The sequence below is a fragment of the Salinarimonas sp. genome, assembly GCF_040111675.1.
Taxonomy (GTDB): Bacteria; Pseudomonadota; Alphaproteobacteria; order Rhizobiales; family Beijerinckiaceae; genus Salinarimonas.
Genome location: NZ_CP157794.1, coordinates 3530200 through 3545738, shown reverse-complemented (window position 1 = coordinate 3545738; position 15539 = coordinate 3530200). Strand labels below are relative to the sequence as shown.

Annotated in this window: 18 protein-coding genes; 11 read left to right on the top strand and 7 right to left on the bottom strand. The window is 70.6% G+C overall.

What is annotated here, in order from left to right:
- Positions 1–27: 27 nt before the first annotated feature.
- Positions 28–156 carry a hypothetical protein gene (locus ABL310_RS16340; protein ID WP_349368068.1) on the top strand — a complete coding sequence of 43 codons (129 nt, stop codon included), beginning with the start codon at positions 28–30 and terminating at the stop codon, positions 154–156.
- Here the strand turns inward: ABL310_RS16340 and bchJ are convergent.
- Positions 128–775, bottom strand: a complete 648-nt coding sequence (gene bchJ, locus ABL310_RS16335) for a bacteriochlorophyll 4-vinyl reductase (protein WP_349368067.1) — start codon at positions 773–775, stop codon at positions 128–130. The genes ABL310_RS16340 and bchJ overlap by 29 nt on opposite strands.
- A 235-nt stretch (positions 776–1010) precedes the next feature.
- A complete protein-coding gene (bchE, locus tag ABL310_RS16330) occupies positions 1011–2705 on the bottom strand; it encodes a magnesium-protoporphyrin IX monomethyl ester anaerobic oxidative cyclase (RefSeq protein WP_349368066.1) in 1695 nt (564 codons plus the stop codon).
- Positions 2706–2887: 182 nt separating this feature from the next.
- On the opposite strand from bchE, the gene ABL310_RS16325 reads away from it, so the two are divergent.
- Positions 2888–3100, top strand: coding sequence for an AbrB/MazE/SpoVT family DNA-binding domain-containing protein (locus tag ABL310_RS16325; protein WP_374730332.1), 213 nt, complete (start codon positions 2888–2890; stop codon positions 3098–3100).
- Between the two features lie 9 nt (positions 3101–3109).
- Here ABL310_RS16325 and ABL310_RS16320 read toward each other — a convergent pair whose 3' ends face one another.
- Together ABL310_RS16320 and ctrA are read right to left on the bottom strand one after the other, a co-directional pair.
- The gene (locus tag ABL310_RS16320; protein ID WP_349368064.1) at positions 3110–4051 is read right to left on the bottom strand and encodes a metallophosphoesterase; all 942 of its coding nucleotides are present in this window, start codon (positions 4049–4051) and stop codon (positions 3110–3112) included.
- Between the two features lie 223 nt (positions 4052–4274).
- Entirely contained in the window at positions 4275–4976 is a 702-nt protein-coding gene (gene ctrA / locus ABL310_RS16315; protein ID WP_349368063.1) for a response regulator transcription factor CtrA, read from the bottom strand.
- Between the two features lie 334 nt (positions 4977–5310).
- Between ctrA and fliI the strand changes: the two genes are divergently transcribed.
- Positions 5311–6660, top strand: a complete 1350-nt coding sequence (gene fliI / locus ABL310_RS16310) for a flagellar protein export ATPase FliI (RefSeq protein WP_349368062.1) — start codon at positions 5311–5313, stop codon at positions 6658–6660.
- Positions 6661–6683: 23 nt separating this feature from the next.
- On the top strand, positions 6684–7097 hold the full coding sequence (gene fliJ / locus ABL310_RS16305) for a flagellar export protein FliJ (protein WP_349368061.1): 414 nt from the start codon (positions 6684–6686) through the stop codon (positions 7095–7097).
- A gap of 6 nt (positions 7098–7103) precedes the next feature.
- On the opposite strand, the gene ABL310_RS16300 is transcribed toward fliJ, so the two are convergent.
- Positions 7104–7745 carry a GNAT family N-acetyltransferase gene (locus ABL310_RS16300; protein ID WP_349368060.1) on the bottom strand — a complete coding sequence of 214 codons (642 nt, stop codon included), beginning with the start codon at positions 7743–7745 and terminating at the stop codon, positions 7104–7106.
- Between the two features lie 9 nt (positions 7746–7754).
- The gene (locus ABL310_RS16295) at positions 7755–8939 is read right to left on the bottom strand and encodes an aminotransferase class I/II-fold pyridoxal phosphate-dependent enzyme (RefSeq protein WP_349368059.1); all 1185 of its coding nucleotides are present in this window, start codon (positions 8937–8939) and stop codon (positions 7755–7757) included.
- 128 nt (positions 8940–9067) lie between these two features.
- Between ABL310_RS16295 and ABL310_RS16290 the strand changes: the two genes are divergently transcribed.
- From ABL310_RS16290 to ABL310_RS16260, 7 genes are all read left to right on the top strand, one after another.
- Entirely contained in the window at positions 9068–10489 is a 1422-nt protein-coding gene (locus tag ABL310_RS16290) for a M48 family metalloprotease (RefSeq protein WP_349368058.1), read from the top strand.
- A gap of 35 nt (positions 10490–10524) precedes the next feature.
- Positions 10525–11313 (top strand): DsbA family protein, encoded by a 789-nt coding sequence (locus ABL310_RS16285; protein ID WP_349368057.1) that lies wholly within the window; start codon positions 10525–10527, stop codon positions 11311–11313.
- A gap of 132 nt (positions 11314–11445) precedes the next feature.
- Positions 11446–11907, top strand: coding sequence for a type II 3-dehydroquinate dehydratase (aroQ, locus tag ABL310_RS16280; RefSeq protein WP_349368056.1), 462 nt, complete (start codon positions 11446–11448; stop codon positions 11905–11907).
- Between the two features lie 22 nt (positions 11908–11929).
- A complete protein-coding gene (gene accB, locus ABL310_RS16275) occupies positions 11930–12424 on the top strand; it encodes an acetyl-CoA carboxylase biotin carboxyl carrier protein (RefSeq protein ID WP_349368055.1) in 495 nt (164 codons plus the stop codon).
- 11 nt (positions 12425–12435) lie between these two features.
- Positions 12436–13794 (top strand): acetyl-CoA carboxylase biotin carboxylase subunit, encoded by a 1359-nt coding sequence (accC, locus tag ABL310_RS16270; RefSeq protein WP_349368054.1) that lies wholly within the window; start codon positions 12436–12438, stop codon positions 13792–13794.
- Positions 13795–13819: 25 nt separating this feature from the next.
- The gene (gene aat, locus ABL310_RS16265; RefSeq protein WP_349368053.1) at positions 13820–14497 is read left to right on the top strand and encodes a leucyl/phenylalanyl-tRNA--protein transferase; all 678 of its coding nucleotides are present in this window, start codon (positions 13820–13822) and stop codon (positions 14495–14497) included.
- A 93-nt stretch (positions 14498–14590) separates the two neighbouring features.
- Entirely contained in the window at positions 14591–15154 is a 564-nt protein-coding gene (locus ABL310_RS16260) for a GNAT family N-acetyltransferase (RefSeq protein ID WP_349368052.1), read from the top strand.
- Positions 15155–15226: 72 nt separating this feature from the next.
- Here ABL310_RS16260 and ABL310_RS16255 read toward each other — a convergent pair whose 3' ends face one another.
- On the bottom strand, positions 15227–15436 hold the full coding sequence (locus ABL310_RS16255) for a cold-shock protein (protein ID WP_349368051.1): 210 nt from the start codon (positions 15434–15436) through the stop codon (positions 15227–15229).
- Between the last annotated feature and the right edge of the window lie 103 nt (positions 15437–15539).

The following is a 15539-nucleotide window of genomic DNA, read 5'->3' as shown; positions in this document are numbered from 1 at the left end:
GCGAGCGCAGGACGGAGGGATCGACCGATGACAGGCGCGGAAATCCTCACGCTCGGCAAGGCCGGGATCTGGCTTCTGCTGCCGCTCGCCTTCGGCATCTGGCAGCTCGTCTCGGTGCGCCGCGAGATCAGGCGCGACCGCGAGAGGTCCAGCTGATCTCGAACAGGCAGGCACGATCGCCGCGGCCCTCGCAGGCCGTCTGACGGGCGCGGGCGTCGCGATGGACGAGGGCGCGGAACAGCGCCTCGAAGGTGCCGGTGTAGAAGGCGCAGCCCGGCTGGCGCAAAGAGAGGCCGCGCACCAGCGCGCAGTCGGTGATGCGCACGAGCGCCGGGTTCGTCGAGAGCACCTCGAAGCGCCCGGAGCCGGCGAAGGTCCAGGAATGCTTCGCCACCGCCTGCAGCAGGACGCGGCTCGCCAGCGGCGCCGGCAGCAGCGTCAGCACCGCGCGCGCGGGCGCCGGGATGCGGTTGGCGAGGAGATAGCGCCCGGTGCGCAGCCCGGCCTCGAAGGCCATGGCGCCGGCGCGGGTCTCGCCGAGCGTCGTGCGCAGCGTCTGGTGGAGGGCGGCGACCTCCGCCTCGTCGACCATCTCGGCGGGCGGCTCGAACACGTAGGCCGACAGGCCGGCCTGGGCGAGGAGCCGGCCGGCCTCGCGCCGGCCGAGCTCCTCGATCATCACCTCGCGCATCTGGATGACGGCGTTGGGGCCGATTCGCGCGGATGCGGCGGCGGGGGGTGCGTCCGGGTTCGAGACGAGGGCCGTGGCGCTCATCGGTGTGGGATCTCCGTTCGAGGGAGGGGAGGGCGCCTCGGAGCGATGTCATCCCGGGCGCCGAAAGGCGACCCGGGACCCATACGCGCCGACGCTGGTTTCGCAGCCTTCAGGCTGTATCGCGCGGCATTCATCCACCGTGATCCGTCGTGCGACGACGTCGAGCGTATGGGTCCCGGATCGGCTTCGCCGTCCGGGATGACGGCCGGGCACGACATGGGATGCCGACGGACTCTCAGGCGTCCTCCTCCATCTGCTGCTTGCCGCCGCCGCAGGCCATCACGGTCTCGCGGGGCGCGTCCGCAACGACGCCCGGCGGCGCCTCGCGCACGTCCGCCCGGGCCGCCTTGGCGACGGCGGCGCGCTCGCGCAGGGCCGCGCTCTGCTTGGCCTGGCGGTGCGCCTTGGCGCGGTCCGCCGCCGCCTGCCACTCGTCCGCCTGGGCGGGCGCGATCTTGCGGGTCTCGTCGAAGTGAAAGTCGACCTTGCCCTTCGACTGCGGCCCCCAGTAGTTGACCTTGCCGAGATCGTAGAAGGTCCGCGCGAAGCCGGCCTTGAGGAAGGCCTTGAGGCAGCCGAGCAGGTAGCGCCGGCGGAAGCCCTTGCCCTTCCACGGGTAATCGAACAGGGCCTTCTTCATGTAGAAGCGGCGGTAATTGTTCATCACCCGGTCGAGCAGCTCGCCGCGCTCCATGGCGTCGGGCTTGATGATCGGGGTGACGAAGTTGTACTTGTCGAAATCGTAGATCTCGACCTTGTCGCCCAGGTCCTGGAAGAGCGGCGTATAGGGCCAGGGCGTGTACATCGACCAATTGGCGAGGTCCGGATCCCAGTCCCGCGCCATGCGGTAGGTCTCCTCCAGCGTCTCGGCCGTCTCGTTCTCGAGGCCGACGATGAACTGCGCCTCGACGAAGATGTCGGCGTCCCGCAGCGACTGGATGGCGCGGCGGTTGTCCTCGATCGTGGTCTCCTTGTTGAAGCGGTCGAGCTTCATCTGCGCCGCCGCCTCGGTGCCGAGCGAGACGTGGACGAGCCCGGCCTGGCGGTAGAACTTCAGGTCGTCGATATCGCGCAGGATGTCGGTGACGCGGGTGTTGATGCCCCACTTGATCTTCTCGGGGAGGCCGCGGTCGATCAGCTCCTGGCAGAAGGCCATGAACTTCTTCTTGTTGATGGTCGGCTCCTCGTCCGCGAGGATGAAGAAGCCCACGTCGTGGTCGCGCACCAGGCTCTCGATCTCGTCGACCACCGCCTTCGGGTCGCGCACCCGGTAGTCGCGCCAGAACTTCCACTGGCTGCAGAAGGTGCAGGTGAAGGGGCAGCCGCGCGCCATGTTCGGGATCGCGACGCGCACGCCGAGCGGGATGTAGATGTATTTCTCCCATTCGAGCAGCGACCAGTCGGGCGAGATCGCGTCGATGTTCTTGACGGTGGGCGCGGCCGGGCTCGCGACGATGTGGTCGCCGTCCCGGAAGGCGAGGCCGCGGATCGAGTTGCGGTCCTGCGGCCAGCGGCCCTGCAGCACGGCGGTGCACAGATCGACGATGATCTCCTCGCCCTCGCCGCGCACGACCACGTCGATCCAGGGCGCCTCGGAGAGCACCTGCTTGTACATGAAGGTGGCGTGGACGCCGCCGATGACCGTCACGATCTCGGGGTTCACCTCCTTGGCGATCTCGAGCGTGCGCTCGGCCTTGTAGATCGAGGGGGTGATGGCGGTGGTCCCGACCATGTCGGGGTTCACCTTCTCGATCTCGGCCCGGATCTCCTCGTCCGAGAGGTGGTTCGTCATGGCGTCGAGGAAGACGACGTCGGTGAAGCCCGCGGCCTTCAGCGATCCCGCGATGTACGCGACCCAGGCGGGCGGCCAGTTGCCGGCGATCTCGGCGCCGCCCGAATGGTAGTTGGGGTGGATCAGCATGATGCGCATGGGGGACCTCCCGACCGTTCTGTCAGGAAAAGCTGACACATCGCACTGTCAGCGCACGTTGATGTGGATCAAGGTGCGGGGTCGTGCGGAGGGGCTTGTGGGTCGGGGCGTCGCGCCGTGGACGCGGCTGTTATCGGAACGAGGACGCAGCCGTGCCGACTGCCGTGACGAAGAAGGGGCAAGTGAGGCTCCCCAAACCCGTTCGCGACCTGCTCGGCCTCGAGCCGGGGACCCCGGTCGTGTTCGAGCGCGCACCGGACGGCAACATCCTCATGAAGCGCGCTGACGGCCAGACGAACATGAGCCGCTTCGCCCGCGCCGTCGGGCAGTACAAGATGACGATGACGACCGAGGAACTGATGGCGCTGACCCGCGGCGAGGACGACGACGCATGACGGCCTCGCCTAACGCGCCCGCTTCTCCCGCCGCAGCCGCACCTGGATGCCGCCGCTCTTCTCCGTCAGCGAGACCTCCTCCAGGAAGCCGATCGAGCCGTCCGGCTTCAGGCCGCGCAGCTGGGCCTTGATCCGCGGGCCGTTGCCGGTCTCCTCGTCGATGTCGAAGAGGTAGTAGGCCGCGCGGTGGGTGATGGTGCCGCCGCGCGAGGAGGCGGAGGGCGCGCCCACCACCGGGACGACCGCCCCGTCGGGGCCGGGGATCGTCGCCACCGAGCCGATATGGTTGTGGCCGTGCAGCACGAGCTCGGCGCCCACCCGTGCGACCATCGCCTCGAACTTCTTCGCGTCGGTGAGGTTGCGGCCGGCCGAGGCGCCGGCGACGTGGGGCGGGTGGTGGATCATCACGACCCGCACCAGCCCCTCCTCGCCGAGCTGCGCGAGGATGCGCTCGGCCGCCTCCATCTGGCGCTTGCCCATACGGCCGCTCGCCACGAAAGGCGCGGTCGGGATCGCCGAGGAGAGCCCGACCAGGGCGACGTGCCCGCGCCGACGCACGTAGGGGAACTTGCCGAGCGCCCCGCCGTCGTCCTCCGTCCAGGGCCCGCACACGGCGAGCAGCCCCGCGAGCGCGCCCTCGATATAGGCGTCGTGGTTTCCGGGCACGAAGCTGACCTTGTCCGGCGGGCCGAGCCCCTCGAGGAACACCCGCGCCGTCGACCATTCCTCGGGGAGGCCGATATTGGCCACATCGCCCGTGCAGGCGATGTGATGCGGCTCCTGGTCGTGCATGTCCGAGACCAGCAGCGCGAGCAGCTCCATGTCGTGCGCCTTGGTGCGCCCGCGGTGCCAGTTGAAATAGCCCGTGAGCCGCTTGTTCAGCAGCTCGCGCAGGCGAGGGCGGGGCAGGGGACCGACATGGGGGTCCGTGAGGTGGGCTATCCGGAACATCGTGAGGTCGAACGTCTCCGCGCGGGGGAGAGTTCGCCCGGACGGGCGCGAAGGTCAACCGCTACGGACGTCGCGGGTGCGCACGACCCGCATCGCGCCCGGCCCGAACGCGCCGACGCCCGCCGCGCGGGGGCACCGCGGGCGGGCGTCGGCGGATACGCGCCCCCTCCCACCGGCGGGCCGGGGTGGCGCCGGCGGCGAGGGCGCGGATGCCGGCCGGCGATCAGCCGGCCATGCGGTCCTCGGCGGTCTCGGGCTCGCGCAGCACGTAGCCACGGCCCCAGACCGTCTCGATGTAGTTCTTGCCCTGGCTCGCGTTGGCGAGCTTCTTGCGCAGCTTGCAGATGAAGACGTCGATGATCTTCAGCTCGGGCTCGTCCATGCCGCCGTAGAGATGATTGAGGAACATCTCCTTGGTCAGCGTGGTGCCCTTGCGCAGAGAGAGGAGCTCCAGCATCTGGTACTCCTTGCCCGTCAGGTGCACCCGGGCGCCCGCGACCTCCACCGTCTTGGTGTCGAGATTGACCACGAGGTCGCCGGTGGTGATCACCGACTGGGCGTGGCCCTTCGAACGCCGGACGATGGCATGGATGCGGGCGACGAGCTCGTCCTTGTGGAAGGGCTTCGTCAGGTAGTCGTCCGCCCCGAAGCCGAGACCGCGCACCTTGTCCTCGATGCCGGCGAGGCCGGAGAGGATCAGGATCGGCGTCTTGACCTTGGCGACCCGGAGCGTCCGGAGCACCTCGTAGCCGGACATGTCCGGCAGGTTCAGATCGAGGAGGATGATGTCGTAATCGTACAGCTTGCCGAGATCGACGCCCTCCTCGCCGAGATCCGTCGTATAGACGTTGAAGTTCTCGGACTTGAGCATCAATTCGATGCTCTGCGCCGTCGCGCTGTCGTCTTCGATGAGAAGTACGCGCATCCTTTCATCCCCAGCCTGGTTGTGGAGCCCTGACGGGGGATCCCGCCTTCTCCCGGACGAACCGGAAGCGCTCCCACCATTTGCGACTCGCGACGCTACGCCCCAATGGTTAACAAACTGATTCTCCCGCGCAAGGGGGCCGCGCAAATATCTTCACGAATCGGCCTAATTCCTTGAGTCAGCGTTCGATTCAGTGCTCCATTCAGCTCACGTCGCGTGTGAAGAAACTGCCGTAAGCGACTCTCGCGACTCGCACTGGCGCCGATCGCCCGGACAGGCTTAATCTCGGCATGTTCCAGTCTTAACGAAGCGGGTAAACAGAAGGTTGACGCCGTTGAACGAACCCTCCGGATCCCCGACACGCCTCGAATCGGCCCTCAAAGCGCTCGAATCGGTCGAGCCGGTCTCGCTCTACGGCCGCGTCGCCGCCGTGCGCGGCCTGCTTGTCGAGATCGCCGGCCCGGTGGCGGCGATGACGCTCGGCGGGCGGCTCGAGATCGAGATCGCCGCGGGCGCGCGGGTGCCCTGCGAGGTGATCGGCTTCTCCGGCGACAAGGCGCTCGCCATGCCTTTCGGCGTGCTGGAGGGCGTGCGCCGGGGTTGCCCCGCCTACGTCCGCGCCGCGGCGGGGGGCGTGCGCCCCTCCTCCGCCTGGCTCGGGCGCGTGGTCGACGCGCTGGGCCGTCCCATCGACGGCAAGGGCCCGCTGCAGACGGGCGAGGTCTTCCAGCCCTTCCGCAACGAGCCGCCGCCGGCCCACGCCCGTCGCCGCGTCGGCCCGCCGCTCGATCTCGGGGTGCGGGCGCTCAACACCTTCCTCACCTGCTGCCAGGGCCAGCGGCTCGGCATCTTCGCGGGCTCGGGCGTCGGCAAGTCGGTGCTGCTCTCGATGCTCGCGCGCAACGCCGCCTCCGACGTCGCGGTGATCGGCCTCGTCGGCGAGCGCGGGCGCGAGGTCCAGGAATTCCTGCAGGACGATCTGGGCGAGGAGGGCCTCGCGCGCTCGGTCGTCGTGGTCGCCACCTCGGACGAGCCGGCGCTGATGCGCCGCAACGCGGCCTACCTCACCCTCGCGCTCTCCGAATATTTCCGCGACGCCGGCCGCTCCGTGCTGTGCATGATCGATTCGGTGACGCGCTTCGCCATGGCCCAGCGCGACATCGGGCTCGCCGCGGGGGAGCCGCCCACCGCCAAGGGCTACACGCCCACCGTCTTCTCCGAGTTGCCGCGGCTGCTCGAGCGCGCCGGGCCCGGCGCCGGCGCGGGCGTCATCACGGGCCTGTTCACCGTGCTGGTCGAGGGCGACGACCACAACGAGCCCGTGGCCGACGCCGTGCGCGGCATCCTCGACGGACACGTGGTGATGGAGCGCGCCATCGCCGAGCGCGGGCGCTACCCGGCGATCAACGTGCTGAAGAGCGTCTCGCGCACCATGCCGCGGTCCTGCGATCCGGCCTACCTGCGGCACGTGCAGCGCGCGCGGCAGGTGATGGCGACCTATGCCGATATGGAGGAATTGATCCGATTGGGCGCGTATCGGCCCGGTTCCTCTCCGGAAGTCGACGAGGCGATCGCGCTCAATCCCGATCTGGAAGGGTTTCTCGGTCAGGGTAAGGAAGAGTCAACCTCCATCGGCGATGGTTACCGCCGTCTCGCGGAGCTGCTCGACGCTCCGCGAGGATAGTCGTCCCCTGGAGAATGCAAGCGATGAAGTCGCGTGAGACGCTCATCCGTTTGAAGCGCTTTCAGCTCGACGAGAAGCGCCGCAAGGTCGCTCAGATCGAGATGATGATGGCGGATTTCGAGCGCATGGCCGCCGAGCTCGAGCGGGAGATCGCGGCCGAGGAGCAGAAGGCCGGCATCTCCGATACCGCGCACTTCGCCTATCCGACCTACGCCAAGGCCGCCGCGCAGCGCCGCGACAACCTGCGCCGCTCGGCCGAGGACCTGAAGGTCCAGCTCGACGACGCGCAAGGACAGCTCGCCGAGGCCTTCGAGGATCTCAAGAAGGTCGAGGTGCTCGACGACCGCGAGCGCGGCGCCGAGCGCTCGGCGGCGAACGCCCGCGAGCAGGCGACCCTCGACGCGGTGGCCCTGTCGCGCGCGGCGCGGCCCTATTGACGCGCCTCACGCGCTCGGATCGATCACCGGCCAGGCGTCGACGCGCGCGTCCCGCGGCAGCATCCCGGCGAGCCGCGGATCGTCGTGGATCTCGACGGCGCGCTTGGTGGCCGTGAAGCCCGAGCGCTGGTAGAAAGCCACCGCGCCCGGATGGTCGAAGGTGCAGGTGTGCACCGTCAGCCGCGCGATCGGCCGTGCGAAGGCCTGCGCGACCGCCGCGTCCATCAGGAACCGCCCCGCCCCGGTCCCGATCGCCTCGGGCACGACGCCGCAATAGGCGATCTCCGCCTCGCCCCCGTCGAAGAACAGCTCGACGAGCCCGATCGCCTCGCCCGCGCGCACCAGCGTGCGCGAGACGAGCCGCGGATCGCGCAACGTCGCCTCCAGCGCGGCGTCGCAGAGCGCGAGCCGGCCCATCCACAGCCAGGGCGCGCCGATGCGGCGGAACAGCGCGCGATAGGGCGCGAGCCGCGTGTCGGTCGCAACGAGCGAGAGATCCGGACGGGGCACGGCGCGCCGCTGCGGCGGCGGCGCGCGCATCTCCAGATAGGTCACGACGTTGGCGAGCTTGCCCGGCGGCAGGTCGGTGTAGCCGTCGAGCCGGCAGGCGAGGGTCTCGGGCGCGGGGGCGTCCATGGGCGCGTGCATGGGGCCGCCTCAGCGCAGGAAGGCGCCGATGCGCCGCACGCCCTCGCGGCATTCCTCGAAGGAGCCGGCGAAGGACAGGCGCAGCCAGTGCGATCCGTCGATCGGGTCGAAATCGACGCCCGGCGTGGCGGCGACGCCGGCCTCGTCCAGCAGGCGGCGGGAGAAATCGAGGCTGTCGTTGGTGAAGCGCGCGACGTTGGCGTAGACGTAGAACGCGCCGTCCGCCGGATGCAGGTCGTCGAGGCCGATGCGGGGCAGCTCGTCCAGCAGCATCGCCCGGGTCCGGGCGTAGCCGGCCTTGACCGCCTCCAGCTCCTCGGTGGCGTCCATCGCCGCCAGCGCCGCGACCTGGGACAGGTAGGGCGCGGAGATGTAGAGGCTCTGCGCCAGCCGCTCGACGACGCGGACGAGGCGCTCGGGCACGACCAGCCAGCCGATGCGCCAGCCGGTCATGCAATAATACTTCGAGAACGAGTTGACGATCACCGCGTCGGGGTCGAAGCGCAGCGCCGTCTCGGCCGGCGCGCCGTAGGTGAGGCCGTGATAGATCTCGTCGGAGACGAACCACAGGCCCTTCTCGCGGCAGACGCGGCCGACATCGGCCAGCGTGGCTGCGTCCATCATCGTGCCCGACGGGTTCGCCGGGCTCATGGCGAGCGCGCCCTCGAGCGGCGCCGCGGCGTGCGCCGCCTCGAGCGCGGCGCCGGTCATGACGTAGCCGCTCGCCTTCTCGAGCGGGATGGTGACCGGCTCGACGCCGAGCGCCTCCAGGATGTTGCGATAGGCCGGGTAGCCCGGCGCGGTGATGGCGACGCGGTCGCCCGGCTCGAACTGGGCGAGGAAGGCCAGCACGAACCCGGCGGACGAGCCCGTCGTCACCACGATGCGCTGCGGCGAGACCTCGACCCCGTAGGCGTCCCGGTAGAGCCGCGCGATCCGCTCGCGCAGGGGCGCGATGCCGAGCGCCTCGGTGTAGCCGATCCGCCCGACGTCGATCGCGGCCTTCGCGGCCTCGCGCGCGGCGCGCGGCGCCGGAGCGGAAGGCTGGCCGACCTCCATGTGGACGACGTGATCGCCGGCGCGCTCCTTGGCGGCGGCGCGGGCGAGCACGTCCATGGCGAGGAAGGGCGCGACCTTCTCGGCGCGCGCCGCGATCGCCGGCGCGAGCGGGGCGCGGCTCGTCTCGTCGTTCATCGGGGGGACCTTTCGGGGGTTGCGCGCGGGTCGCGTCGACGAAACCGTGATTTGACCATCTTCGCCGCTAGCCTGTACCCGTATCAGCGCAGCTCCCGCAAGGCGCAAAGCCGTTCGCCGAGATCACGATGACGACGCCTCCTCGCCGTATCCTCGCCACCCTGGGCGCTCGCCTGTCCCGCGCCGCGCGCCGGACAGCGACGGCGGCGCTCGCCGGCGTCCTCGCCTTCGCGCCGATCCAGGCGGCCGAGGCGCAGGGCCGCGGCATCCCGATCGTGCGCGACGCGGAGATCGAAGCGCTCCTGCGCGACTACGCCCGGCCGATCCTGCGCGCGGCCGGCATCGACGCGAGCGCGACCGACATCGTCCTGATCAACGACCGTTCCTTCAACGCCTTCGTGGCCAACGGCCAGCGGATCTTCCTCAATATCGGCGCGCTGATGACGGCGGAGACGCCCAACGAGATCATCGGCGTCATCGCGCACGAGACCGGCCACATCGCCGGCGGCCATTTGGCGCGGCTGCGCCAGGAGGTGTCGAACGCCAAGCTGATGTCGGTGGTCGGCATGCTGCTCGGCGCCGGCGCCATGGCGGGCGCGGTCCAGGGCGGGCCGAACGTCGGCAATCCGGGGCTCGGGGTGGCGGGCATCTTCTCGGGCTCCCAGGAGATGGTCCGCCGCAACCTCCTCTCCTACCAGCGCTCGGAGGAACAGGCGGCGGATGTCGCGGCCGTCCGCTATCTCACGGCGACCGGGCAGTCCCCCGTTGGCATGATCACGACCTTCCGGCGCTTCGCGGATACGGGCCTCTTCCGCTCTAGCATCGATCCCTACCTGCAGAGCCATCCGCTGCCGGCCGAGCGCATCTCGCAGCTGGAGCGGCTCGCGGCGGAGAGCCCCTATCGCGACCGCAGGGACCCGCCGGCGCTGCAGGCCCGCCACGATCTCGCGCGCGCAAAGCTGTTCGGCTTCGTCGACAGCCCCGAGTCGGTGCTGCGCCGCTATCCGCCCTACGACACGTCCGCGCCGGCGCGCTACGCCCGCGCGGTCGCCGCCCATCGCACCGGCCGCTCGCGCGAGGCGGTGGAGGCGATCGACGGGCTGATCCGCGAGCAGCCCTCGAACCCCTACTTCCACGAGCTGCGCGGGCAGCTCCTGCTCGAGAGCGCGCGCCCGCGCGAGGCCGTCGAGAGCCTGCGCCGCGCCGTGCAGCTCTCCGACGGCGCGCCGACGATCCGCGTGCTCTACGGCCAGACGTTGATCGCGCTCGGCGACGGCGCGAGCCTGGAGGAGGCGGTCCGCCAGCTGGAACGCGCGACGCGCGCCGAGCCCGAATCACCGGACGCCTACCGTCATCTCGCCATGGCTTATGGCCGCACCGGGCAGATCGGTCTCGCCGAGCTCGCCACCGCGGAGTACTACATGGCCGCGGGCGACGTCACCAACGGCCAGACGCAGGCGTTCCGCGCCATGCGCAGCCTCGTGGAAGGCACGCCCGCCTGGCGGCGCGCGCGCGACATCTACGAGTTCGTTCCCGAGAACCGCCGCTGAACCGAAAGCCGCGCAAGCACAGGACCGACAGACCCATGTTCTCGTACCTCAAGACGACCGCCGCCGCCGCCGGCTTCGCCGCCCTTCTCGCCGTCGCCGCGGGCGCAGCGCCGCAGTCTCTCGCGCAGGACGCGACCTTCGACGCCGCCGAGCGCGAGGCCATCGGCGAGATCGTCCGCGAGTACCTGCTCGAGAATCCCGAGATCATGCGCGAGGTCTTCGCCGAGCTCGAGCGCCGCGAGGTCGCCGCGCAGGAGGCCCGCCAGCGCGAGGCGCTCACCGAGTCGGCCGAGCTGCTGTTCCGCTCGCCGGACGACGTGGTGCTGGGCAACCCGGAAGGCGACGTCACCCTGGTCGAGTTCTTCGACTACAATTGCGGCTTCTGCAAGCGCGCGCTCGGCGACGTCATGGCGATGATCGAGAAGGATCCGAACCTGCGCGTCGTGCTCAAGGACTTCCCGGTCCTCGGCCCGGGCTCCCTCGGCGCCGCGCGCGTCGGCATCGCCGCCTTCGAGCAGATGGACGCCGAGGAGGCCGCGCGCTTCCACATGGACGTGCTCAATTCCCGCGGCCAGATCGACGCCGACCGCGCGCTCCAGGTCGCCGAGGAGATGGGCCTCGACATGGCGCGCCTCGACGAGGACATGAAGTCCGAGCGCGTGCGCGAGATCATCACCGCCAACGTCGAGCTCGCCGACAAGCTCGGCCTCACCGGCACGCCGGCCTGGGTGGTCGGCGACGGCGTGATCTTCGGCGCGGTGGGCGAGGAGCGCCTCACCCAGGCGGTGGAGAACACCCGCGCCTGCGGAAGCCCGAGCTGCTGATCGCGCTGTGGGCGGGGGCGGCGGATGCGGCGATCCGCGCCGCTTCCCCCTTTCGTCGCACGCGGCTTCCCGCTATGACGGCGCGTCGGGCGGCGCGGCGGGCGCTCGCCCGTGCGCACGGTCGACGGTGACATGCTCGAGATCCACGTCCTCAACGGTCCCAACCTCAACCTCCTCGGCCGGCGCGAGCCCGCCGTGTACGGCCACGAGACGCTGGCCGACATCGAGGCGCGGCTGCGGGCGAAGGCCGAGGCCGAGGGCGTGGCGCTGACCTTCCTGCAGACGAACGACGAGGGCGCCCTCGTCAGCGCCGTGCAGGAGGCGGGCCTGAAGGGCGCGGGCGTCGTGATCAACGCGGGCGCCTACACCCACACCTCGATCGCCCTGCGGGACGCGATCGCCGGCTCGGGCGCGCTCGCGGTCGAGATCCACCTCTCGAACGTGCACGCCCGCGAGAGCTTCCGCCACCATTCCATGATCGCGCCCGTCTGCAAGGGCGTCATCGCCGGCTTCGGCGCCGCGAGCTACACGCTCGGCTTCGACGCCTGCCTGTCGGCGCTGCGCGCCCGGCCCGACGCCGCCGCGCGCCCCTGAACGAGTAGGAGCACCCTCACCCATGGCCAGGAACAGCCCCTTCGATCCCGAGCTCGTGCGCGAGCTCGCCGGTCTCATCTCCGAGACGGACCTGACCGAGATCGAGGTCGAGAAGGGCGATCTGCGCATCCGCGTCGCGCGCCAGCCGGCGCAGGCCCTCACCGTCGCCGCGCCGCACTACGCGCCGCAAGCCGCGCCGGCGCACGCTCCGGCCGCGCCCGCGCCGGCCGCCGCCATGGCGGCGCCGCCGGCGCCCGCGCCGAAGGCGTCCCCGCGCGAGCATCCCGGCGCCGTCACCTCGCCGATGGTCGGCACCGCCTATCGCCGTCCCTCGCCCGAGGCGAAGCCCTTCGTCGAGGTGGGCTCCCAGGTCGAGGCCGGGCAGCGCGTCCTGCTGATCGAGGCGATGAAGACGTTCAACGACATCGTCGCGCCGCGCGCCGGCACCGTCGTCGAGGTCCTGTTCGAGGACGGGCAGCCGGTGGAGTTCGGCGAGCCCCTGATGATCATCGAATGACGGCCGGGCGCATGTTCGACAAGATCCTCATCGCGAACCGGGGCGAGATCGCGCTGCGCATCCTGCGCGCCGCGAAGGAGCTCGGCATCGCGACCGTCGCGGTGCATTCCACCGCCGACACCGACGCCATGCACGTGCGCCTCGCCGACGAGAGCGTCTGCATCGGCCCGCCGCCCGCGCGCGACAGCTACCTGAACGTCCCGGCGCTGATCTCGGCCTGCGAGATCACCGGCGCCGACGCGATCCACCCCGGCTACGGGTTCCTGTCGGAGAACGCCCGCTTCGCGGAGGTGCTGGCGGACCACAAGATCGCCTTCATCGGGCCCAAGCCCGAGCACATCCGCATCATGGGCGACAAGATCGAGGCGAAGCGCACCGCCAAGCGCCTCGGCATCCCCTGCGTGCCCGGCTCCGAGGGCGGCGTCGACGACGAGGACAGCGCGCGCCGCGTGGCGGCGGAGATCGGCTATCCCGTCTTGATCAAGGCCGCCGCCGGCGGCGGCGGGCGCGGCATGAAGGTCGCGCGCGACGAGGGCGAGCTCGTCCACGCCTTCGTCACCGCCCGCACCGAGGCCAAGGCCGCCTTCGGCGACGACGCGGTCTATATCGAGAAGTACCTCGAGAAGCCCCGCCACATCGAGATCCAGGTCCTCGGCGACGGGCGCGGCAACGCGATCCACCTCGGCGAGCGCGACTGCTCGCTGCAACGCCGCCACCAGAAGGTCTGGGAGGAGGGCCCCTCGCCGGCGCTCAACGCCGAGGAGCGCGCCCGCATCGGCGGGATCGTCGCCAAGGCAATGCAGGAGCTGCACTACGCCGGCGCCGGCACGGTGGAATTCCTGTACGAGAACGGGGAATTCTACTTCATCGAGATGAACACCCGTATCCAGGTGGAGCATCCCGTGACCGAGATGATCACCGGGATCGATCTCGTGAACGAGCAGATCCGCATCGCCGCCGGCAACCCGCTCACGGTCCGCCAGGAGGACGTGCGGATCGAGGGCCACGCGGTGGAGTGCCGCATCAACGCCGAGCATCCCGCGACCTTCCGGCCCTCGCCCGGCACCATCACCTATTTCCACCCGCCGGGCGGGCTCGGCGTGCGCGTCGATTCCGCCGCCTACCAGGGCTATCGCATCCCGCCGCACTACGATTCGCTCGTCGGCAAGCTGATCGTGCACGGCCGCACGCGCAACGAGTGCCTGATGCGCCTTCGCCGCGCCCTCGACGAGTTCGTCGTCGACGGCGTCGACACGACGCTCCCCCTTTTCAGGACGCTCGTTCGGAACCAAGATATCCAGAACGGCCTGTACGACATCCATTGGCTGGAGCACTTTCTCAAGACCGGGGGGCTGGACGAAAGCCCGTGACCCCCGGCGCGCCCACGGGACCCTGATGCACAGCGGCATCGTCCAGATCACGCCGGAGATCGTCCTGCGCGCCTACGCCGCGGGCATCTTTCCCATGGCGGAGAGCGCGGAGGATCCCGGCATCTACTGGGTGGAGCCGCGCGAGCGCGGGATCATCCCGCTCGACGGCTTCCACGTGAACAAGCGCCTCGTCCGCACGGTGCGGGCGGACGTGTTCGAGGTGCGGGTCGACACCGATTTCGAGGGCGTCATCGACGGCTGCGCCGCGCCGGGGCCGGACCGGGAGAAGACCTGGATCAATTCCCGCATCCGGCGCATCTACGGCGACCTGTTCGACCTCGGCTATTGCCACACGGTGGAGGTCTGGGACGGGAACGCGCTCGTCGGCGGGCTCTACGGGGTGAGCCTCGGCGCCGCCTTCTTCGGCGAGAGCATGTTCCACCGCGCCCGCGACGCCTCGAAGGTGGCGCTCGTCCACCTCGTGGCCCGCCTCAAGCGCGGCGGCTACATGCTGCTCGACACGCAATTCGTGACGGAGCACCTCGCGCAGTTCGGCGCGAGCGAGGTCTCGCGGCGCGAGTACAAGCGCCTGCTCGGCGAGGCGCTCGCCTACGAAGCGCGCTGGGACGCCTGGCCCGTGGGCGAGCCCGTCTCGGGCGCGCAGGCGCTCGACATGATCGCCACGAAGCGGCGCATGCCGTGAGGGGAGGGCCGCCTCCGGCGGCCGCGGCCCCTGGACGCTCGGCGCGAGCCGAGACATGCTCTCGGTCGACCCACGTCCCGAGGAAGCCGTCGCATGCCCGCCAGTCCCGCCTCCATCCGCGCCGCGAGCCCCGCCGACGAGCCGGCGCTCGCGCGGCTCTATGCGGCCGCGTTCCCGGAGGAGGACCTTTTTCCGATCGTGAAGGCCCTGTCGGGGCTCGGCGACGTGGTGCTCTCGCTCGTCGCGACCGCCGACGAGCGAGGGGGCGGGCAACCGGAGGGAACGCGGGCGCCGATCCTGGGGCACGTCGCCTTCAGCCGCTGCGGGGTGGACGGGCGCGCGGCGCCGCTGGCGCTGCTCGCGCCGCTCTGCGCGGCGCCGGAGGCCCAGCGCGGCGGGATCGGCTCGGCGCTGGTTCGGGAAGGCTTCCGCCGCCTCGAGGAGGCGGGCGTGCGGCGCGTGCTGGTGCTCGGCGATCCCGGCTATTACGGCCGCTTCGGATTTACGCCCGAGACCGCGATCGCGCCGCCCTACGATCTTCCCGAGGCGTGGCGCGCGGCCTGGCAGGGGGCGTCGCTCGGCGACGGGCCGGCGCCGCCGCCCGGCCGGCTCACCCCGCCCGGGCCGTGGATGCGGCCCGCGCTATGGGGGCCGTGAGCGCGGCCCGAAACGAAAAGCGCCGGCCTTTCGGCCGGCGCTCTCGCGTCTCGTTGGCTCTCGCGGCGCGGATTACGCGACGGCGAGCTTGTCCGCCGAGGACTTGCCGGTGCGGCGGTCGGCGACGATCTCGTAGGAGACCTTCTGGCCCTCGTTGAGGCCGCGCAGGCCCGCGCGCTCGACGGCGGAGATGTGGACGAACACGTCGTTTCCGCCCTCGTCGGGCTGAATGAAGCCGTAGCCCTTGGTCGTGTTGAACCACTTCACGGTGCCGGTCTGCATGACGATTCCTTTCAAGGCATGCTGGTAGGCTCGGGCGTGCGCGACTGGCGCCCGCCCATGGGATATCGATGTCTTGGTAGAGGGGTCGTCAGCCGCGCCGTGA